General features: G+C 65.6%; 18 protein-coding genes. 12 read left to right on the top strand and 6 right to left on the bottom strand.

Going from position 1 to position 20,869, the window contains the following annotated elements:
- Nucleotides 1-117: 117 nt before the first annotated feature.
- Nucleotides 118-675 (bottom strand): hypothetical protein, encoded by a 558-nt coding sequence (locus AB0J47_RS14735; RefSeq protein ID WP_364345449.1) that lies wholly within the window; start codon nt 673-675, stop codon nt 118-120.
- A gap of 216 nt (nt 676-891) precedes the next feature.
- Here AB0J47_RS14735 and aceE point away from each other — a divergent pair, with 216 nt between their 5' ends.
- From aceE to AB0J47_RS14690, 9 genes are all read left to right on the top strand, one after another.
- The gene (gene aceE / locus AB0J47_RS14730; RefSeq protein WP_364345447.1) at nt 892-3,792 is read left to right on the top strand and encodes a pyruvate dehydrogenase (acetyl-transferring), homodimeric type; all 2,901 of its coding nucleotides are present in this window, start codon (nt 892-894) and stop codon (nt 3,790-3,792) included.
- A gap of 11 nt (nt 3,793-3,803) precedes the next feature.
- Complete coding sequence (locus AB0J47_RS14725) at nt 3,804-5,138, top strand: helix-turn-helix domain-containing protein (RefSeq protein ID WP_364345445.1); 1,335 nt, start codon at nt 3,804-3,806, stop codon at nt 5,136-5,138.
- Between the two features lie 128 nt (nt 5,139-5,266).
- The gene (locus tag AB0J47_RS14720; RefSeq protein ID WP_364345443.1) at nt 5,267-6,181 is read left to right on the top strand and encodes an ACP S-malonyltransferase; all 915 of its coding nucleotides are present in this window, start codon (nt 5,267-5,269) and stop codon (nt 6,179-6,181) included.
- A gap of 123 nt (nt 6,182-6,304) precedes the next feature.
- Nucleotides 6,305-6,604, top strand: a complete 300-nt coding sequence (gene acpM / locus AB0J47_RS14715; RefSeq protein WP_107655016.1) for a meromycolate extension acyl carrier protein AcpM — start codon at nt 6,305-6,307, stop codon at nt 6,602-6,604.
- 10 nt (nt 6,605-6,614) lie between these two features.
- Complete coding sequence (locus AB0J47_RS14710; RefSeq protein WP_364345440.1) at nt 6,615-7,865, top strand: KasA/KasB family beta-ketoacyl-ACP synthase; 1,251 nt, start codon at nt 6,615-6,617, stop codon at nt 7,863-7,865.
- 202 nt (nt 7,866-8,067) lie between these two features.
- Complete coding sequence (locus AB0J47_RS14705; RefSeq protein WP_364345438.1) at nt 8,068-9,501, top strand: carboxyl transferase domain-containing protein; 1,434 nt, start codon at nt 8,068-8,070, stop codon at nt 9,499-9,501.
- Between the two features lie 159 nt (nt 9,502-9,660).
- The gene (gene dctA / locus AB0J47_RS14700) at nt 9,661-11,022 is read left to right on the top strand and encodes a C4-dicarboxylate transporter DctA (protein ID WP_364345436.1); all 1,362 of its coding nucleotides are present in this window, start codon (nt 9,661-9,663) and stop codon (nt 11,020-11,022) included.
- A gap of 227 nt (nt 11,023-11,249) precedes the next feature.
- Nucleotides 11,250-11,534, top strand: a complete 285-nt coding sequence (locus AB0J47_RS14695) for a hypothetical protein (RefSeq protein ID WP_364345434.1) — start codon at nt 11,250-11,252, stop codon at nt 11,532-11,534.
- Nucleotides 11,531-13,507, top strand: a complete 1,977-nt coding sequence (locus AB0J47_RS14690) for a methyltransferase domain-containing protein (RefSeq protein ID WP_364345432.1) — start codon at nt 11,531-11,533, stop codon at nt 13,505-13,507. The genes AB0J47_RS14695 and AB0J47_RS14690 overlap by 4 nt, the downstream gene beginning before the upstream one ends.
- Before the next feature lie 3 nt (nt 13,508-13,510).
- On the opposite strand, the gene AB0J47_RS14685 is transcribed toward AB0J47_RS14690, so the two are convergent.
- The 4 genes from AB0J47_RS14685 to AB0J47_RS14670 all read right to left on the bottom strand — a co-directional run bounded on the left by AB0J47_RS14685 (nt 13,511) and on the right by AB0J47_RS14670 (nt 16,199).
- Nucleotides 13,511-14,131 (bottom strand): TetR/AcrR family transcriptional regulator, encoded by a 621-nt coding sequence (locus tag AB0J47_RS14685; RefSeq protein ID WP_364345430.1) that lies wholly within the window; start codon nt 14,129-14,131, stop codon nt 13,511-13,513.
- A 146-nt stretch (nt 14,132-14,277) separates the two neighbouring features.
- Nucleotides 14,278-14,463: a hypothetical protein gene (locus AB0J47_RS14680; protein ID WP_364345428.1), complete on the bottom strand. Its 186-nt coding sequence runs from the start codon at nt 14,461-14,463 to the stop codon at nt 14,278-14,280.
- Nucleotides 14,464-14,628: 165 nt separating this feature from the next.
- A complete protein-coding gene (locus AB0J47_RS14675) occupies nt 14,629-15,144 on the bottom strand; it encodes a gamma carbonic anhydrase family protein (protein WP_364345426.1) in 516 nt (171 codons plus the stop codon).
- An 83-nt stretch (nt 15,145-15,227) separates the two neighbouring features.
- Nucleotides 15,228-16,199 carry a helix-turn-helix domain-containing protein gene (locus AB0J47_RS14670; protein ID WP_364345424.1) on the bottom strand — a complete coding sequence of 324 codons (972 nt, stop codon included), beginning with the start codon at nt 16,197-16,199 and terminating at the stop codon, nt 15,228-15,230.
- Nucleotides 16,200-16,270: 71 nt separating this feature from the next.
- Here AB0J47_RS14670 and AB0J47_RS14665 point away from each other — a divergent pair, with 71 nt between their 5' ends.
- The 3 genes from AB0J47_RS14665 (at nt 16,271) to AB0J47_RS14655 (ending at nt 19,781) form a co-directional block, all read left to right on the top strand.
- Nucleotides 16,271-17,038, top strand: coding sequence for an MBL fold metallo-hydrolase (locus tag AB0J47_RS14665; protein ID WP_364345422.1), 768 nt, complete (start codon nt 16,271-16,273; stop codon nt 17,036-17,038).
- Between the two features lie 75 nt (nt 17,039-17,113).
- A complete protein-coding gene (gene ald / locus AB0J47_RS14660; RefSeq protein WP_364345420.1) occupies nt 17,114-18,229 on the top strand; it encodes an alanine dehydrogenase in 1,116 nt (371 codons plus the stop codon).
- 43 nt (nt 18,230-18,272) lie between these two features.
- The gene (locus tag AB0J47_RS14655) at nt 18,273-19,781 is read left to right on the top strand and encodes a serine hydrolase domain-containing protein (protein ID WP_364345418.1); all 1,509 of its coding nucleotides are present in this window, start codon (nt 18,273-18,275) and stop codon (nt 19,779-19,781) included.
- A 40-nt stretch (nt 19,782-19,821) separates the two neighbouring features.
- Here the strand turns inward: AB0J47_RS14655 and sigJ are convergent, their stop codons facing one another.
- Nucleotides 19,822-20,769, bottom strand: coding sequence for an RNA polymerase sigma factor SigJ (sigJ, locus tag AB0J47_RS14650; protein ID WP_364345416.1), 948 nt, complete (start codon nt 20,767-20,769; stop codon nt 19,822-19,824).
- Between the last annotated feature and the right edge of the window lie 100 nt (nt 20,770-20,869).

The following is a 20,869-nucleotide window of genomic DNA, read 5'->3' as shown; positions in this document are numbered from 1 at the left end:
GAACATGGTTATCGCCTCGAGCGCAAGCTGATCGGACGAAATACCCATGGAATGTCGCGTGACAACCTCGTGTCGTTGGCCGATTTTCGCCACCAGCCCCCGATTCATGGGACGAATTCAACGTTTGGGACAGGCGTCCTTGACCGTATTGCGCGCGTCGTTGACCCGCTTGCTCGCATCGTTGAGTGCGCCGACCGGGGCGGTGTAAGTCATCTTGCGGGTCTCCGCGGCGAGCTGTCGTGCGGCAGCGACGTATTCGGCGAACTTGGCCTGCAGGTCCGCGGGCAGCGCGCCGTTGGCGTTGTTCACTCCCGTTTCGACCTTGGTCGCGGCGTCTTCGAGGGTTTTGGCGGCGGTATCGCGCTTGGCGTTGTAGTCCGCGGCGTTCGCATCGTGGGCGTCTACGAATTCGTTGTACTTCGAAACGCCGACACCCGTGGTTGTGGGGAATTGACCGCAGTTGTCGCTGATCGCCTGGGCCTGTGCCGCGGCCTTGCGTGAGGAGGTCGCCGCCGCGGAGGAGGAGGCCGCCTCGGTCTTGTAGGCGGCTAGTTCCGAGGCATTCGGATTGGCAACGCCGTCAACGTGTTTCGCGCAACCCGCGATGGTCAGGCCGACCACGACCGCCGTTGCCGCGCACACTGCTGCGAACCCGCGTGGGTCCAGCACCTTCATTGTCCTCCGTGCCTCTCTGTTTCACCGGCGGTCCTCGACTCACGTTCCCTGCGGAACCGTACTGCAGATGCCCCTGACATGATGACCTGGGCCACATCTTCCGCAAGGATGGAGGTGCGCCCGAACCTTTCGTAAAACGGGTGGTCCGCCAACCAAGTGTGCCGCCCGGGGAAACAGACGCCTATCAGCTTGTCCACCCCTGTACGAGGAGCAGATTTGACCGACCTGATCCACTCTTCCGCGCCAGCGAAATCCGCTGGCACCGACTCCGCGCCGCGTGATCCGAATGGATCGCAGGTGCCGCCTACGGGCGGGCGGGTGCGGGTTATCCGCGAAGGGGTGGCGTCCTATCTACCGGACATCGACCCGGAGGAAACCTCCGAATGGCTCGAATCGTTCGATGACATGCTCGACCGGGAAGGTCCGGGCCGCGCGCGTTACCTCATGCTCCGGCTGTTGGAACGCGCCGGTGAGCGCAGGGTCGCCATTCCATCCTTGACCTCCACCGACTACGTCAACACCATCCCCACCGAGAACGAGCCGTGGTTCCCCGGCGACGAAGAGGTGGAGCGGCGCTTCCGTGCCTGGATCCGCTGGAACGCGGCGATCATGGTGCACCGGGCGCAGCGTCCCGGCATTGGTGTCGGCGGCCATATCTCGACCTACGCGTCCTCGGCGGCGCTCTACGAGGTCGGCTTCAATCACTTCTTCCGCGGCAAGGACCATCCGGGCGGCGGCGATTCGATCTTCATCCAGGGTCACGCCTCGCCGGGCATCTACGCCCGCGCCTTCCTCGAGGGCCGATTGAGCACCGACCGGATGGACGGCTTCCGGCAGGAGTACAGCCATGGCGGGCCGGGCCACGGCCTGCCGTCGTACCCGCATCCGCGGCTGCTGAACGACTTCTGGGAGTTCCCGACGGTGTCCATGGGCCTGGGCCCGATGAACGCTATCTACCAGGCACGGTTCAACCACTACCTGCACGACCGCGGCATCAAGGACACCTCCGATCAGCACGTCTGGGCCTTCCTCGGCGACGGTGAGATGGACGAGCCGGAGTCGCGCGGCCTGATCCAGGTCGCCGCCAACGAGGGCCTCGACAACCTCACCTTCGTCGTCAACTGCAACCTGCAGCGCCTCGACGGCCCGGTGCGCGGTAACGGCAAGATCATCCAGGAACTGGAGTCGTTCTTCCGTGGCGCGGGCTGGAATGTCATCAAGGTCATCTGGGGCCGGGAGTGGGACGCGCTGCTCGGCGCCGATCGCGACGGCGCGCTGGTGAACCTGATGAACACCACCGCCGACGGCGACTACCAGACCTACAAGGCCAATGACGGCGCCTACGTCCGCGACCACTTCTTCGGCCGCGACCCGCGCACCAAGGCACTGGTCCAAGACCTCACCGATCAGGAGATCTGGAACCTCAAGCGCGGTGGTCACGACTACCGCAAGGTGTTTGCCGCCTATGCGGCCGCGATGGCGCACAAGGGCCAGCCGACGGTGATCCTGGCCAAGACCATCAAGGGCTACACCCTCGGCAAGCACTTCGAGGGCCGCAATGCCACGCACCAGATGAAGAAGCTGACCCTGCAGGACCTCAAGGACTTCCGTGACCTGCAGCGGATTCCGATCTCGGATGCCGAGCTGGAGAAGGACCCCTACCTGCCCCCGTACTACCACCCGGGCATGGAGGCGCGCGAAATCCAGTACATGCTCGATCGCCGGAAGGCGCTCGGCGGCTTCCTGCCCGAACGGCGTGCTGCAGCAAAGCCGCTGCAACTGCCCGGGGACGAGGCCTACAAGTCGGTGCGCAAGGGTTCCGGCAAGCAGAACGTGGCCACCACCATGGCCCTGGTTCGGCTCATGAAGGAGCTGTTGCGGGACAAGGAGATCGGCAAGCGGATCGTGCCGATCATTCCGGACGAGGCCCGTACCTTCGGTATGGACTCGTGGTTCCCTTCGTTGAAGATCTACAACCGCAACGGGCAGTTGTACACCTCCGTGGACGCGGAATTGATGCTTGCCTACAAAGAGAGTGCCGTCGGGCAGATTCTGCACGAGGGCATCAACGAGGCCGGATCGACCGCATCGTTCACCGCGGCGGGCACGTCGTACGCCACTCACGGCGAGCCGATGATCCCGCTGTACATCTTCTACTCGATGTTCGGTTTCCAGCGCACCGGCGACGGATTGTGGGCGGCGGCAGACCAACTGGCGCGCGGTTTCGTGCTCGGCGCAACCGCCGGGCGAACCACGCTGACCGGTGAGGGTCTGCAGCACAACGACGGCCACTCGCTGCTGCTGGCGTCCACCAACCCGGCCGTGGTGACCTACGATCCGGCGTTCTCCTTCGAGATCGCGCATATCGTGCGGGACGGTCTGCGTCGTATGTACGGCGGTGGCACTCCGGAGCCCGGTCCCGTCGCACTTCCCGGCACGCATCCGCACGGTTCCGCGGGTGGCTTCGGCGGCGAGGACATCTTCTACTACATCACTCTCTACAACGAGCCGTATGTACAGCCCGCCGAGCCCGACGATCTCGATATCGCCGGACTGCTCGCGGGCATCTATCTGTACAAGCGCGGCGGTGAGGGCAATGTGCGCGCCCAGATCCTGGTCTCGGGTGTCACGGTGCCCGATGGCGTGCGCGCCCAAGCGCTGCTCGCCGAGGAATGGGGTGTGCAGGCCGATGTCTGGTCGGTGACCTCGTGGGGTGAGCTCCGCAAGGAGGCACTCGACAAGGAAATCGCCCAGCTGCGCAACCCCGGCGTCGATGCGGGCGTCCCGTACGTCACCCAGGCGCTGGCCCGGGTCGAGGGTCCGTATGTGGCCGCGACGGACTGGATGCGCGCGGTGCCGGATCAGGTGCGCAAGTGGGTGCCCGGCGACTTCACTACGCTCGGCACGGATGGTTTCGGTTTCTCCGATACTCGCCCCGCCGCGCGCCGGGTCTACAACGTCGACGCGCAGTCGATCGTGGTCGCGGCCCTGGCCGCGCTGGGCCGCACCGGAAAGATCGATCCGGCCAAGGCGGTCGAGGCGGCGGCCAAATACCGCATCGATGATGTCGACGCCGCGCCGAAGTCGGCTCCCGGCACCGAAGATGAACTCGCATAGCGGACGATTGGATGGTGGAACGTAAACCGCCGCGGCCGCGTCGGATCTCCGAAGGCTCCTCCGAGCATGAGGTGTATCTGCCGACGGGCGCGCTCTCCCCGAACCGGCAAACCCGCGACCCGCTGCCGGACACGCTGCTCAAACGCGTGAAGCAGTTCTCCGGACGCCTCTCCACCGAGGCGGTCGGGTCGATGCAGGATCGGTTGCCGTTCTTCGCCGATCTGGATGCCGCGCAACGCGCGGGCGTGCAGATGCTGGTGCAGACCGCGGTGGTGAACTTCCTGGAATGGCTACAGGATCCCGATAGCGATATCCGTTTCAGCCTGGACGCCTTCCAAGTGATCCCGCAGGATCTGGCGCGGCGGCTGACGCTGCGCCAGACCGTGGACATGGTCCGCGTGGCCATGGAGTTCTTCGAACAATGGCTGCCCGCGCTCGCGCGCAACGACCGGCAGTTGGTCGCGCTCACCGAGGCGGTGTTGCGCTACGGGCGTGAGCTCGGATTCGCCGCCGCCTCGGTGTACGCGAGCGCCGCGGAATCCCGCGGCGCATGGGATACCCGCCTCGAGGCATTGGTTGTGGACGCGGTCGTGCGCGGCGATACCGGTCCGGACATGCTGTCGCGGGCCGCGACCCTGAACTGGGATGCCACCGCGCCGGCAACGGTGCTGGTCGGCACGCCGCCGGGGGATCAGGGCGTCTCGATGGTCGGCTCGGTGCACGCGATCGCCGCGCGGCACGGTCGTGCGGCGCTGGCCGTGGTCCAGGGGTCGCGGCTGGTGATGGTGGTCAGCGGGAATCTGGGCGATACCTCGTATGCCTCACCATTTCTCGCGGATTTGCTGGCCGAGGTGTTCTCCGACGGTCCGGTGGTGATCGGCCCGACCATGCGCACCCTCGGTGCGGCGCACGCCAGCGCGGTGGAGGCACTGGCCGGAATGGAGGCCGTTGTCGGCTGGCGCGTGGCCCCGCGACCGGTGCACGCCGCCGAATTGTTACCGGAGCGGGCCCTTTTGGGTGACCGAGCTGCAATCGACGCGTTGAACGAGTATCTTGTCCTACCGTTGGCTGCCGCCGGATCGGCGCTGGCCGACACTCTCGAGGCCTATCTGGATTGCGGTGGCGCGGTCGAGACGTGTGCGCGTCAGCTGTACGTTCATCCAAATACGGTTCGCTATCGCCTCAAGCGGATAGCGGAGATCACGGGCCGTGATCCGATGAATCCGAGGGACGCCTATGTGCTCCGGATCGCCGCCACAGTGGGTCGTTTGACACGAACCCGTAACGAATCGTCGACTCCTACCCCAGAAGTCACTCAATTCCCAGTAGGGCACGAAGGCCTGTAACGGATCCGGTGACCCGGTCGATCGGGACAGCCCACATGCGCTTTTGTGGGACCTCCACAAAAGCACTCCGCAAGGTTCATTCGCGTCGACATCACCTGCGGCGTACCTCACAGTGTTTTCTTAGAGGTGTGATCGCGTTGCTCGCCCCTGGACAGGGGTCCCAGACACCCGGCATGCTCGCGCCTTGGCTCGACCTCCCCGGCGCGACTGATCGCCTCGCCCTCTGGTCCAAGGCCTCCGGCCTGGATCTGGTTCGCCTCGGCACCACCGCGACGGCGGAGGAGATCACCGATACTGCCGTTACCCAGCCGCTCGTGGTCGCCGCCGCACTGCTGGCCTTCGCGGAAATCGAGTCGGATTCACTTCCAGCCGATACCATTGTCGCCGGACACTCGGTAGGTGAACTCGCCGCCGCAGCGGTCGCCGGAGTCATCTCCGCCGACGATGCGGTGCGACTGGCCGCCATCCGCGGTGCGGAGATGGCCAAGGCGTGCGCACTGGAGCCGACCGGTATGTCCGCGGTGCTCGGTGGCGATGAGGCAGCCGTGCTCGCCCGGCTCGAAGAGCTCGAACTCGTCCCGGCCAACCGCAATGCCGCGGGTCAGATTGTGGCCGCCGGACGTTTGACCGCCCTCGCGGAACTCGCCGCGAACGCGCCCGAGAAGGCGCGGGTGCGTGCGCTGCCCGTCGCGGGCGCGTTTCACACCGCGTTCATGGCCCCGGCTCAGGACGCTGTGACGGACGCCATATCCAAGATCGCGCCGAGCGAACCGACTCGGACCCTGCTTTCGAACTTCGATGGCAAGCCGGTTACCTCCGGCGCCGATGCTGTCGCTAAGCTCGCGGCGCAGGTCACCCGGCCCGTTCGGTGGGACCTGTGCACCGAGACTGTCCGTGCAGCGGCGGTTTCGGCAGTAGCGGAGCTGCCGCCGGCGGGCACGCTCGTCGGCATCGCAAAACGGGAACTGAAGGGCACGCCAACACTGGCCCTGAAGACCCCCGAAGACCTCCCCGCGTTGGCCGGGCTCACCACTTCCGGCTAGCTTTCCCCCCGCGACCGTGTAACCCAATACGCGATCGTGACCGAGCGGACGGTAACCATCGGCTCGCTCGATTCGAAAAACAACAGTGAAGCCCTACAAAGTAGATAAGAAGGGAGCCACGAAGTGGCCGCTCTGACCCAGGAACAAATCGTCGAGGAACTCGGCAAGATCATCGAAGAGGTGACCGGTATCGAGCCCTCCGAGGTGACGATCGAGAAGTCCTTCGTCGATGACCTGGACATCGACTCGCTGTCCATGGTCGAGATCGCGGTTCAGACCGAGGACAAGTACGGCGTGAAGATCCCGGACGAGGATCTGGCCAGCCTGAAGACGGTCGGCGACGCTGTCGGCTACATCCAGAAGCTCGAGGCCGAGAACGCTGACGCGGCCGCGGAGCTCAAGGCCAAGTTCGACGCCGAGTAGGGCCGACACCGTGACCACTCCTTCCACCTTGAACGGGAACTTCCCCAACGTCGTCGTTACAAGCCTGGCGGCGACCACGTCGATCGCTGGTGATGTCGATGCGACGTGGAAGGGACTCCTCAACGGCGAGAGCGGGATCGACGTTCTCGAGGACCCCTTCGTCGAGGAGTACGACCTTCCGGTCCGCATCGGCGGTCACCTGAAGGTCCGGCCAGAGACCCTGCTGAGCCGTGTCGAATGTCGGCGCATGGCCTACGTCGAACAGCTCGCGACCGTACTCGGTCGTGAGGTCTGGCAGAACGCGGGCAGCCCCGAGGTCGACCCGGAGCGTCTGGGTGTGGCGATCGGTACCGGGCTCGGTGGCGGTGATGCGCTCATCGACTCGGTCGACAAGCTGAAGAACGGTGGCTATCGCAAGATTTCGCCGCTGGCTGTTCAGATGGTCATGCCGAATGGTCCGTCGGCCGTCGTCGGTCTCGAATTGAAGGCCAGGGCAGGAGTGGTCACTCCGGTCTCGGCATGCTCATCGGGCTCCGAGGCCATCGCCAATGCGTGGCGAATGATCGTCATGGGTGACGCCGATATCGTCGTCGCCGGTGGCGTTGAGGGTTTCATCGACGCGGTGCCGATCGCGGCATTCACCATGATGCGCGCGATGAGCACCCGCAATGACAACCCGAAGGGCGCCTCGCGTCCCTTCGACAAGGATCGCGACGGCTTCGTCTTCGGCGAGGCCGGTGCGCTGATGGTCATCGAGACCGAGGAGCACGCCAAGGCACGTGGCGCGACGATCCACGCGCGCCTGCTCGGCGCCGGTATCACCTCCGATGGCTTCCACTTGGTCGCACCGGATCCCACGGGTGATGGTGCCGCCAGGGCGATGACGCGGGCGATGCAGACCGCGGGTCTGACACCCAAGGACATCACCCACATCAATGCGCACGCGACCGCTACCCCGATCGGCGATACCGCCGAGGCGAACGCGATCAACAAGGCCGTGGGCAACCACGCTTCGGTGTACGCACCGAAGTCGGCCCTCGGTCACTCGATCGGCGCCGTCGGTGCGCTCGAATCCGTGCTCACCGTGCTCAGCATCCGCGACGGCCTCGTCCCGCCGACGCTGAACCTGGAGAACCAGGATCCGGAGATCGATCTGGATGTGGTGCACGGCGAGGCCCGCCGCCAGGAGATCGAGTACGCCATCAACAACTCGTTCGGATTCGGTGGGCACAATGTCGCGCTCGCCTTCGGTCGGGCATAGCCGCTCGGTAACCGATTCAGTTTGTGCGGAGCCCCTACCGGGTTACGCAAGCTGCCCCCTCCGGGGCTTGACCGCACAGACTGGCTGACTGCACAACGATCGCCGGTGGGGTCGACCAACGCCAAAGTCGGTCGACCCCACCGGTGTTCGACATACGCAGCCGCGGTAGCGGCGCACTTGCTCGAGGTGAGGAGAAAACGCGATGACAATTGTTGCTCCCGCGTTTCGACCAGAAACTGCGACCGATCCGCGTGATCCGCTCGGTCGGCTCCAACGCTTCTTCGACCCCGGAACCGTTCTCCCGCTGCACCCGCGCGACAAGTCCGGTGTGTTGGCCGCGATCGGCGAGGTCGACGGTGTCCGCACCGTTGCCTACTGCTCCGATGCCACCGTCATGGGCGGCGCGATGGGCGTGGAGGGCTGCAAGCACATCGTCGACGCGATCGACACCGCCATCGATTCCGCCATTCCGGTGGTCGGCATCTGGCATTCCGGCGGCGCTCGCCTGGCTGAGGGTGTCGAGGCGCTGCATGCGGTCGGTCTGGTCTTCGAGGCCATGGTTCGCGCGTCCGGTCTGGTGCCGCAGATTTCGGTGGTGCTCGGCTTCGCGGCCGGCGGCGCCGCCTACGGTCCTGCGCTGACCGACATCGTGATCATGGCGCCGGAGGGCCGGGTCTTCGTGACCGGTCCCGATGTGGTGCGCAGTGTGACTGGTGAGCAGGTCGATATGGCCACCCTGGGTGGTCCGGAGACGCACGGTAAGAAATCCGGTGTTACGCACATCGTCGCCAACGATGAGGCCGATGCGCTGCACCGTGGACGGCGCCTGGTGTCGATGTTCGCCGAGCAGGGCGAATTCGATCTGGTCGCTGCCGCGCACGGTGATGTCGATCTGAAGGCGATGATGCCGGAATCGGCCAAGCGCGCCTACGACGTGAAGCCGATCGTCCACGAACTGCTCGACAACGTTGACGGTGAGTCCTCGTTCGAGGAGCTGCAAGGCGGTTATGCGCGCAGCATCGTCACCGGTCTCGGACGGCTCGGCGGGCGCACCGTCGGTGTCCTCGCCAATAACCCGATCCGCCTCGGTGGCTGCCTGAACTCCGAAAGTGCCGAGAAGGCAGCGCGTTTCGTGCGGTTGTGCGATGCGTTCGGCATTCCGCTGGTGGTGCTCACCGATGTGCCCGGGTATCTGCCCGGTGTCAGCATGGAGTGGGAAGGTGTGGTGAGGCGCGGTGCGAAGCTGCTGCACGCATTCGCCGAGGCTCGGGTGCCGCGGGTCACGCTGGTTACCCGCAAGATCTATGGTGGCGCCTACATCGCGATGAACGCCCGCTCGCTCGGCGCGACCGCGGTGTATGCCTGGCCGGGTTCCGAGGTCGCCGTGATGGGTGCCAAGGCCGCGGTCGGCATCCTGCACAAGAAGGCCCTCGCCGCCGCGCCGGAGGAAGAGCGCGAGGCGCTGCACGAGCGTCTGACGGTCGAGCACGAGCGCATCGCCGGTGGTGTCGAGCGGGCCTTGGCGATCGGTGTGGTGGACGAGGTCATCGACCCGGCCAAGACTCGCAGCATCATCGCCGCGGCATTGGCGGCGGCGCCGGTGCGTAAGAGCCACCACAAGAACATTCCGCTGTAAATCCAGCGGTAAGAGCGGGCCTCGGGATTTCCCCGGGGTCCGCTTTCGTTCGTATTGTTCTCGCTGTCGGACCTGGAGTGATGGTCATATATCGATCGGGTTTCCGCGCGGCAATATAGTTGAAACTTTGGTGATACGAATAGCTCGTACGTTGCGCGCATGAGCGTGACGATCGAATCCACCGCAGCAACCGACCCGGTGCGCAAACCGCCCTGGTACCGGTCGCTTTTCCTGCAACTGCTGGTGGCGATCGTGGCCGGAATTCTGGTCGGCAAGCTGTGGCCCGACTTCGGCGCGGACCTCAAACCGCTGGCCGACGGGTTCATCAAGCTGATCAAGATGGTGATCGCGCCGATCATCTTCTGCACGGTTGTGCTCGGCATCGCCCATGTGGGCGATATGAAGTCGGTCGGGCGGATCGGTGTGAAGGCGCTGATCTACTTCGAGGTGATCACCACCTTCGCACTGCTCTTCGGTTTGCTGGTCGGCAATCTGGTGAAGCCGGGTGCGGGCTTTCATGTCGACGCGCAGACCCTGGCCACCGGCGCCGAGAAGATCGCCAAGACCACAAAGAACGGCGAGCTGCCGCATACCGTCGACTTTTTGCTGAATATCATTCCGGCATCGGTGATTTCGGCGTTTGCGGAGAATGCTTTGTTGCAGGTGTTGTTTTTCGCGGTGCTGTTCGGATTGGCTTTGGCGAAGTTCGGCGAGCATGGCCCGCCGGTGATTTTGGAGGCCGTCGATCACATCGGGAAGATCTTCTTCACGATCATCGGCTGGATTATGAAATTGGCACCGCTGGGTGCGTTCGGCGCGATGGCCTACATCGTTGGGCAGTACGGACTTTCCGCGCTCAGCAGCTATGGCAAGTTGATCGCCTGCTGTTATGCGGCGGCGGTGCTGTTCCTGCTGGTGCTCGCGGTGGTGGTGCGGGTTTTCGCGGGGGTGAGTCTGTGGAAGCTCGTCAAATACATCAAGAATGAGCTGTTCTTGGCGCTGGGCACCGCATCGACCGAGGTGGTGCTGCCGCGGATCATGATCAAACTGACCGAGGCCGGTTGCTCCCGAGCGACCACCGGGCTGGTGATACCGACCGGGTATTCGTTCAATCTCGATGGTGCGACGCTGTATTTGTCCATCTGCGTGCTGTTCTTGGCGCAGGCGCTCGGGGTGGATCTGAGTCTCGGCGAGCAGATTACGGCGGTCGGCGTGCTGATGTTGACCTCGAAAGGTATGGCGGGCGTGCCGGGTTCGTCATTCCTGGCGTTGTCGGCGACGATCAGTGCGATCGGGCACGGGTCGATTCCGGTGGCGGCGGTCGCGTTGCTGCTGGGGGCGGATCGACTGATGGATTCGATGCGGGTCACGGTGAACCTGCTCGGCAATTGCGTCGCGACATTCGTGGTCGCGAAGTGGGAGGGGCAGTTGGATTCCGAGCGGATGCGCAAGGTGCTGGATGGTGAAGAGGTACCGCCGTTGGAAGACAAGGACCCGATGGTCGCCTACTCGAGGGCATGAGCACCGGTGCCCGGTGGTAACGCCGCCGGGCACCGCGGGCTCGGCAGCATCGACAGGTGCGGTACGAGGAACTTGCCGATGAGCCATGTTCGATCACGCGGCCGCTGGTGATCCTGGGCGACCGCTGGACCTGGTGATCCTGAAATATTCGTTCGCGGGCGTCCGGCGGTTCAACGCATTCCAGAGCGCACTCGGCATCTCCCGGAGTCGATGCCTCGCCCAGAATCGTGTGGCTCGGCAATATTTCCTTCGCCTTCTATCTGATCCAGTTCCCGGTCATGGTGCTGATCACCCGGCTGTTCATCGGCGGCCGACAATTCGGCTGGCTCGGGTTCGCCCGGTTGAGCCTGATCGTCGAACGGCGGCGGCCGCGATCTACCGCTGGGTCGATGAACCGCTCATGCGCCGCTTCGCCGGTCGCCGCACCGCGGGCCCGCCCGCGACGCCGGGAGATCCGGTCGACCGCGTTATCGCCTCGGTTGCGTCGTGACGAGGCAGAATCCCAGGAATGAATCCCGGCGAGCCCGCCGCGCGCGACCGCAAGCGGCACGGTAGGCACTACACGCCACCAGCCCTGGCGCGCTTTCTCGCGCGGCGGCTGCTCGAGCATGCGCCGCTGCGGACCGGGCGCTCTGGAGTCGCTCATGCTGTGGTGCCGCGCGTGCGGGAGGCGGGGGCGCATGATGGGCAGGCGCACACAGTGGCGGCATCGGGTACTGGGATGCCTGATGGGGAGGTGCAGGAAGAGGGGATTGAGGTACCAGTAGGGGTGCGGGTGCCGAGCGGAGGGATGCTGCGGGTGCTCGACCCGGCCTGTGGGGACGGTGAGCTGCTGCTTGCGCTGGATCAGGTTGCGCGGGAGTTGTTGCCGGGGGTTCGGGTGGAGTTGGTCGGATACGACCTGGATGCGGCCGGGGTTGCGGTCGCGCGGGAGCGGGCGGCGACCGCCGGAGTTGCGGTCGAGTGGCATGTCGGGGATTTCTTGACCGAATCGGCGGGGATCGCGGCGGGGGCGTTCGATGCGATCATTACCAATCCGCCGTATGTGCGGACTCAGCAGTTGGGTGGGAAGACCGCGCGGTTGCTCAGCAAGCAGTTCGGGTTGCAGGGGCGGATCGATCTCACCCATCCATTCGTCGCGGTCGCGCCGCGGCTGCTGCGGTCGGGTGGGGTACTCGGATTGCTGTGTGCCAATCGGTTTCTCACCACCAAGGCCGGTGCGAACATCCGGAGCCTGCTGCGCACCGAGTTGGCTCCGGTCGAACTGTATGACCTCGGCGACACGAAGTTGTTCGAGGCTGCGGTGTTGCCCGCGGTCACCATCGCCACTCGGACGGCGTCGCGCGCAGTTTGCCGCTATGTTTCGGCCTACGAGGTGGATACCGCCGAAAACATCGGTGGGACAGATCTTTTCGAGGCGCTGGCGGCCGAACACAGTCACTGCGTCGAGCATGGTGGGCGCACCTTCGCGGTCGAGGTCGGCACGTTGGCGACGGGTGAGCGGGCGGTGACCCGCGGGGCGTCCGGCGATCAGATATCAGGTGATCGGGCGATCCGCAGCGATCCGGTGGGCTCGGTGGTGGACTGGCAGATCGCCGCCTCCGGTCCGGATAACGGTGTGGATGTGAGGTGTGACGCGGCCGAGGACAGCGGCGCTTGGCGAATGTCCCGGCCGGAGGTCGACAGGTGGCTGGCCGAGGTGGAGGCGGGGACCTGGCGGACATTCGGTGCCGTGGGGCGAATTCGGGTAGGTATCAAGACGACTGCGGATCGGGTATTCATCTCCGATCGGTGGGGGGAGGTGCGGCCACCGCCGGAGGGGGAGTTGCTCTTCGATTTGATCACCCATCAGGATGTCGATCCGTGGCAAATCTCGCGGGAGCGCGACGTGCGGGTGCTGTATCCGTACGACACGGCGCAGCCCGCGCGCATGCCCGTTGACCTGCGGGATTTTCCGGGCGCCGCAGCATATTTGGAGTCACATCGGGAGACGTTGGCCGGTCGGAAATATCTGACCGACAGTGGCAGGGAATGGTTCGAGATCTGGGTGCCGCAGCGGCCGCATCTGTGGCGGGTGCCGAAGGTGGTCTTCCCCGATATCAGTGAGCGGCCGCGATTCGCCTTGGATCGGTCCGGGGCGGTGGTGAACGGGGACTGCTATTGGATATCGCTGGCCGATCTCGGGGTCGACGGCGCCGCGGAGCGGCTGGCGTATTTGCTGATGGGCGTCGCGAACTCGGCGTTGGGCCTGCGGTTCTACGATGCGGTGTGCGGGAATCGGCTGTATTCGGGTCGGCGGCGGTGGATCACCCAGTATGTGTCGCGGCTACCGCTGCCGGATCCGACCACGATGCGGGCGGGTGGAGTCGTCGAACTGGTGCGGGAATTCATCGACGACGGCAGAGAGCCCGATACGAATTCGCTCCGGTTGCTCGATGAGTGGGTAGCGGCCGCGTTCGGCATCCGGGTATTCGAAACGCGTTGACGGTTATGCGCTGGCGCGGACACCGACCATCGGCAGCAGGGTGCGTCGCGCGAAATCCCGACCCGCCGCCACATCATCGATCGGAATGAGCCCGTCAGGCGTCAATGCCAGCGACAGTGCCAGCCGCGCCATGATCTCGGCGACGAGTTCGAAGTCGAAATCGTCATCCGCGCCGCTGTGGAGTTCGCGCAATTTCTCCGCCAGATATGTGCGCCCGACCGCGATGATCGGTCCGGCCTCGGTGGTGAGCCGGGGCAGGATGAGATCGGGTTCGGTGCGTAGCAGCCGCCGCAACAGTTCGTTGCCCGCGATCGCGGTGATGACCGCGACGAAGATCTCGATCAGCTGCTCCTCGACGCCGTCGACCTTCTGTACCCGCTTATCGATCTCCGCGACGAAACGCTGCGCCTCGCGCACACTGACCGCCTCGACCAGATCATTCTTCGATTCGAAGCGGCGGTACAGCGTGGCCGGACTGATTCCGGCGCGCCGGGCGATCTCGCCCATGCTGGTGCGTTTGATGCCGAAGTCCAGGAAAGCTGACAGCGCGCTCTCCAGCAACTTCTCGCCGTCGCTGACGGGCTTTTCCAGGATGCGCTGGAGGATGGGCGGAACGGTCGGCATCGAGGCTCCAGTCGATCGGCTCGGGACGCCGGTGGTGGCTGGGCGTCGCGACGGTGCGGGTGAGTGCCGTTCATTATTTCACCGGGGCGCGGCAGTGCTACCGCGGATCAGCACCAGAACTGGACAGACGACCGGCGCACGCGCGACTATGTGCGCGGCAGATCCAGTTCCGCCATCTCCTTTTCGATCGCATTGGCGGCGAAATCCACTCCGCTGGAGCGCAACTCGTGCACTCGCCGCTGTAGCGCCTCGACCCCACCCGGTTGGGCCGCGATGTCGGCCACGCTGATCCGCCCCGACGGCCGGTGCATACTCTGCTGCACGTACGCCACCGTGATACCTCCTACCTGCACGCTGCGCGGCCACCATCCGGTGGGCTCGCCCTCCGCGCTACAGGCCACTCGACAGCTGCGTCGGCGGGAGATCCCGGGACACCGGGCACGCTGGCAAAATGTTATCAGCGATTTAGTTTGGTCACTTGATCAGTGTGCTCTGTCTCACATCTGCTTCGCGTCGCGGTGGTTTGCCATGTTGTGCAGGTACACAGCGCTATTCAGTCGGATGCCGTCCTGCTCGGCCTCGCTCAACTCCCGACGCACCTTGCCGGGCACACCCGCGACCAGCGAACCGGGCGGAATCTGCGCACCCTCCGGAATCAGGGCATTTGCGGCGATCAGACTGCCCGCGCCGATGACCGCGCCATTGAGGACCGTGGCACCCATGCCGACGAGCACATCGTCGCCGACGGTGCAGCCGTGCAGGATCGCATTGTGTCCCACCGAAACTCCGGTGCCGACGGTGAGCGGGAAACCCGGGTCGGCGTGCAGGACGCAGCCGTCCTGAATATTGGTGCGCGCGCCGACGCTGATCGCCTCGAGGTCGGCGCGCAGGACCGCGCTGTACCAGACGCTCACCTCGGCGGCCAGTTGCACGCGTCCGATTACGGTGGCGTTCGGTGCGATCCACGCGGTCTCGTCGATTTCGGGTATATGTCCGCTTACCTCGATCCTCATGCCGAAAACATAAAGGGACCGAGGCCGGCGGAGCCCACGGGGTGGGCGAACTCGGCGGAGGCGGCATCGCAATCCTGTCGCTATTACTCCGCGGCCGAGTATTCGGGGACGGGTGCGCCCGCGAACAGCGCGCGGTGCGCGGCCGGGCTGGTGCCGAGGATGCGGTGGAAGTGGTGGCGCAGACTGACCGCGGTGCCGAAGCCGGTTTCGGCGGCGATGCGATCCATGGTCTCGGTGGTGGATTCCAAAAGTAGTCGGGCGCGGTCGGCGCGCTGTTGCAGCAGCCATTGCTGCGGACTGTTCCCGGTGCGTTCGCGGAAGCGTCGAGTGAAGGTGCGTCGCGACATCAGCGCGATGCGAGCCCAACTATCCAGGTCGATCGGCTCGCCGAGATTCGTACGCGCCCAGACCATCGCGCGTTCGATCGGATCGTCGTCGGCGGCTTCGGGTACTGCGACCGGTATGTACTGGGCCTGGGAGCCGCTGCGGTGCGGGGCGGTCACGAGCGACCTGGCCAGTTCGGTGGCGGCGCGGCTGCCGAGGTCGTCGCGGACCAGGTGCAGGCAGCAATCGAGTGCGGCGGCGACGCCCGCGGAGGTGACGATATCGCCGAGGTCGGTCCAGAGGGTGTCGGCGCGGACCCGGACCTTCGGATAGGTCGCGGCCAATTCGGCGGCCGCGGCCCAGTGGGTGGTGACTTCCCGACCGTCCGCCAAGCCGCTCGCCGCCACCGCGAAGGAGCCCAGGCACAGGCCGACGATCCGGGCTCCTCTGGCGTGTGCGTCATGGAGTGCGTCGCGCAGTTGCGCCGAAATGCCCATGCCGCGCTGCCAGCTCGGGATCACCACCAGGTCGGCACGCTCGAAGGCGTCGAGTCCGGTTTTCACGACGATGTCGAAACCGGCCGGGGTCCGCAGCGTGCCTGGCTGTTCGGCGCACACCTCGACGCGATAGTCAGGTGTCCCCTCGGTGCCGACCCGGCCGAAGACCAGCGTCGGTACCGACAGATGGAAGGGGATGACCCCATCGAAGGCCAGAGCGGCGACGGAACGCATGGCCTGATCTTATCGCTACGCGGCTCACGGGCCACTATTGATCGAATATCGGGGCGACAAGTATTGATCCCATGACCGAGACGATTGCACGCACGACCTTCGAAGCCCTGCACATCGGCGGGCCCACCCTGCGCTTCCGGTACGGCAGCCTGACGTGGCTGACCGATCCCACCTTCGACGCTCCGGGCGACTACCCGGGTCCGATAACACTGCACAAGCTCACCGGCCCGGCGGTTCCGGTGGAGCAGGTGGGACCGGTGGACGTGGTGCTGCTGTCGCATGACCAGCACGACGACAATCTGGACCACTCCGGCCGTGAATTCCTGTCCACCGTGGCGACCGTCTTGTCGACGCCGGATGCCGCCGGTCGCATCGAAGGTGTTCGGGGACTGGCGAATTGGGAGACTGTCACACTGGGTGAGGTGCGTGTGACGGGTGTGCCCGCACTGCACGGGCCAGTGGGGTGCGAGTCGCAGACCGGCGTGGTCACCGGGTTCGTATTGCAGGCCGAGGGGCTGCCGACCGTGTACGTGTCGGGTGATAATGCTTCGGTCGAGCTCGTCGAGCAGATCGTGGCGCGCATCGGTCGGATCGATATCGCGATCCTGTTCGCCGGTGCGGCGAATGTCGGCCGGTTCGGCGATATCGATCTCACGCTGAATGCCCGCACCGCGGTGCAGGCCGCCGAGGCGCTGGGTGATGCGGTGATCGTGCCGGTGCACGCCGAGGGATGGGCGCACTTCAGTGAGACGCTCGAGCGCCTGGAGCGGAATTTCGGTTACGCCGGTCGGGGTGAACAGCTGCGCATTCCGAAGCTGGGTGAGACGTTCGCTGTGTGAGCGTCCTCGGAAACCGACAGTGCGTCCAGCGCGGCGTTCATGGCGCCGGGACCGTCGGTGGTCCACGATGGCGATATGAGGATCGCAGTTCCGCGGGAGGTCAAGGAGCAGGAGTTTCGAGTGGCGCTGACCCCGGCTGGTGCCGGGGAACTGGTGCGGCACGGGCACGAGGTGCTGATCCAGGCCGGCGCGGGGGTGGGGTCCGGATTTTCGGATGCGGATTACGTCGCCGCGGGTGCGCGGATGGTGCCCGCCGCCGAGCAGGTGTGGTGGGAGGGCGAGCTGGTTCTGAAGGTCAAGGAGCCGATCGCCGAGGAGTATCCGCGGATGCGGCCGGAGCAGGTGCTGTTCACCTATTTGCACCTGGCGGCGTCGCGCGAATGCACCGATGCGATTCTGCGGTCCGGAATCACCGCGATCGCCTATGAGACAGTGCGCGCGGCGGATGGGTCGCTGCCGCTGCTGGCACCGATGAGCGAGGTCGCGGGCAAGCTCGGACCGCAGGTCGGCGCGTATCACCTGATGGCGCCGCTCGGTGGTGCCGGGCTTTTGCTCGGCGGGGTGCCGGGAGTGCTTCCGGCCGATGTGGCGGTGCTCGGCGGTGGTGTCGCGGGGACGAACGCGACCATTGTCGCGGCCGGGATGGGGGCGAAAGTCACCGTGCTGGACACCAATCTGGCGCGCCTGCGCGAACTCGACGCACGGTTCGAAGGGCGCATCTCGACGGTGGCCTCGAATGCGGTCGAGATCGAGCGGGCCGTGCTGGCGGCGGATCTGGTGATCGGGTCGGTGCTGGTGCCGGGTGCGCGGGCGCCGAAGCTGGTATCCGAGGAACTGGTTCGCGGTATGCGGCCCGGGTCGGTGTTGGTGGACATCGCCATCGATCAGGGCGGGTGTTTCGCCGGTTCGCATCCGACAACGCATGCGAATCCCACTTTCCGCGTGGCCGATTCGCTGTACTACTGTGTGGCGAATATGCCGGGTGCGGTGCCGCACACCGCTACCGTGGCGCTCACCAACGCCACTGTCCCGTATGTGCGCGCGATTGCCGCTCACGGGTGGCGGGAGGCGTGTAGGGCGCATCCCGATCTCGCACGCGGGGTCACCGCGGATAAAGGGCGGCTGTTATCGGCGGAGGTTGCGGCGGCGCACGGATATTCGATACCCGAACCGGTTGGGTTGGCTGGCTGACGTATTGCGATTGCGCGGCCGCGCGATGGGAAGGGTGAAAGCGGTGACTGCGGAATTCCTGCGGCGGGTAGTGGTGATGGCGGTGCTTCTGGTGCTGTTGCCGTCGGTTGGTGCGGCGGTTGCGGCACCGACGGTGGAGGGCGTCGATCCGGCCGCGGTGGACCGATATATGTCCGAATACCTTTCCCGGACACGGTTGCCGGGGGCTTCGATCGCCATTACCCACGGGGATCAGGTGGTGTACGTGGCGGGATATGGGCACGATTCGAGCGGCGCGGCGATCAGCGCGACGACGCGCATGCCGATCGCTTCGGTGAGCAAATCCATGACGGCGTCGGCCGTGATGCAGTTGGTCGATGCCGGGAAGGTGCGTCTCGACGCGCCGGTGCGTGAGTACCTCCCCGACTTTCGGTTGGCCGATTCGCGTGGCGATCGGATCACGGTGCGCGAGTTGTTGAATCAGACGTCCGGAATGTCGGATACCGCATTTCCCGATCTGCGACGGCCGCAGGCGGATTCACTGGCCGGTGCGGTCGAGCGACTGCATGCTGCGAAACTCGCCGCCGATCCGGGGACGGAATTCCACTATCACAATCCGAATTATCAGGTGGCCGCTCGGTTGGTGGAGGTGGTCAGTGGGGAACCGTTCGCGGACTATATGCGGCGTAATGTATTCGGGCCCATTGGAATGCGTGACAGCACGACGGTGAATTCGGCGCGCGAGGCCGAGGAGGTGACGCACGGATACATTCGGGCATACGGTTTCGCGATACCGGTTGCTGAGCCGGACTGGTTCGTCGGCGGTAGCCACGGTGTAATCACCACGGCCGCCGATCTGGCCGCGTGGCTGATCACCCAGAACAACGGTGGTGTCGCGCCGGACGGGCACCGGTTGGTGTCGTCGGCGGCGGTGACCGAGATGCACACGCCCTCGGGAGTCAGTGACGACGATTACGGAATGGGCTGGGAGCGTGCGCAATCCGATCAGCTCGTGCACTACGGTGACTGGTTCACCTACACCGCCGCGCAGGTCCTGGTGTCCGACACCGGCTACGGGATCGCTGTCATCGCCGATACCGGCTTGGCACTCGAGGATGATCCCAAGATCATCGCGCAGGGCTTGGTCGCGCTGACCCAGGGCGAGTCGCCCGATGTGCATCGCCCGTGGGGCATCTACGCCGATTGGGGAATGGCGCTGCTGACACTCGCAACTCTCGGGCTCGGGGGGTTCTGCCTGGTGCGATCGCGCCGGTGGGCTGATCAGCAGGCTCGCCCGAGCTGGCTCATCGCGCTGCGCCAATTGCCTTATCTCGCCCCGATCCCGATCCTGATCGCGCTGCCACAGCTCGCAGGTCTGGTCTTCCGCGGTCGGGCCCCGACTTTCCTCCAGGTGACTTACGTTTGGCCCGGTCTCGTCGTATTTCTCGGCATTGCCGCGTTGGCGGGCCTGTGCGTTGTTCTGGCTCGCGGCGTGTGGCTCATTATGTTGCGACGCAAGCGATCCGGGACCGTTGTCGAGCCAGAAACGCCCGTTGTCCAAGCGCCCACCTAGCCGATCGGGGCCCGCACATCGAATGTGCGGGCCCCGTGGGTTATTCGGCGTCCGGGCCGAGGTACCAGTCGGGCGCGCCTTCGGTGGGCAGGTCGTGCAGCTTGTCCGGGTTACGGACCACATTGATGGCGACGATGCGGCCGTTATCGATGGTGAAGGAGAACACGCCGGTGTGGTTGCCGTCGAAGACGACCAGACCGGGCGCACCGTTGACCAGAACCGCGCGGCCCCAAGCGCCCGCCGCGGACGGTGCGTGGTACCAGCCGAGCAGCATCTTCGCGATGAGTTCGGCGCCGCGCACGGCCTGGCGGATGGCGGGGACCTTGCCGCCGCCGTCGGCGGTCAGGCTGACGTTCGCGTCGAGCACGCCGAGTAGCGCGCTCAGATCACCCGAGCGCCAGGCCACCGCGAAGGCCGAGACGACCTTCTCCTGTTCGTCGGGTGAGGCGGGGAAGCGGGGTGTGCCGTCCTCGACGCGCTTGCGTGCACGCGAGGCGAGCTGGCGCACCGCCGCCGGTGTGCGACCGACGACCTCGGCGACCTCGGGGCCGCTCATACCGAACACATCCTGTAGTACGAATGCGGTGCGCTCGGCGGGCGAGAGGGATTCCAATACGACCAGCAGCGCCGTGGTGACGCGCTCGTCCTGCGTGATCCGGTCGGCCGGATCGTCCCAGGTGGTGACCTCGGGCTCCGGCAACCATTCACCGACGTACTGCTCGCGCCGGGCGCGGGCCGAACCGAGCTGATCGAGGGCCAGACGCCCGGTAACGGTGGATAGCCAGGCCCGCAGATTCTCGATCTCGCCCGCTGTCCCGGCCTCGTACTGGCGCTGCAGCCGCAGCCATGCCTCCTGCACCACATCGTCGGCATCGGTGAGACTGCCCAGCGTGCTGTAGGCGAGCCTGCGCAGATACGGCCGGTGCTCCTCGAAACGCCGAGCCAACTCGGCCTGGTCGATGGGTTCGGAGGAAGGCTGGTCAGTCACTGGTCTCGCCGTTCGGTCGTGCGGCCCCAACAGGGGCGAGCTTAGGTGTCGTCATGCTGATGACGACGCAGGGTTAGCGAGTGTGACATCTCTGCTCGCA

It is taken from the genome of Nocardia sp. NPDC049737, assembly GCF_040674755.1.
GTDB lineage: Bacteria > Actinomycetota > Actinomycetes > Mycobacteriales > Mycobacteriaceae > Nocardia.
This window is presented reverse-complemented; position numbering and strand designations above follow the sequence as displayed.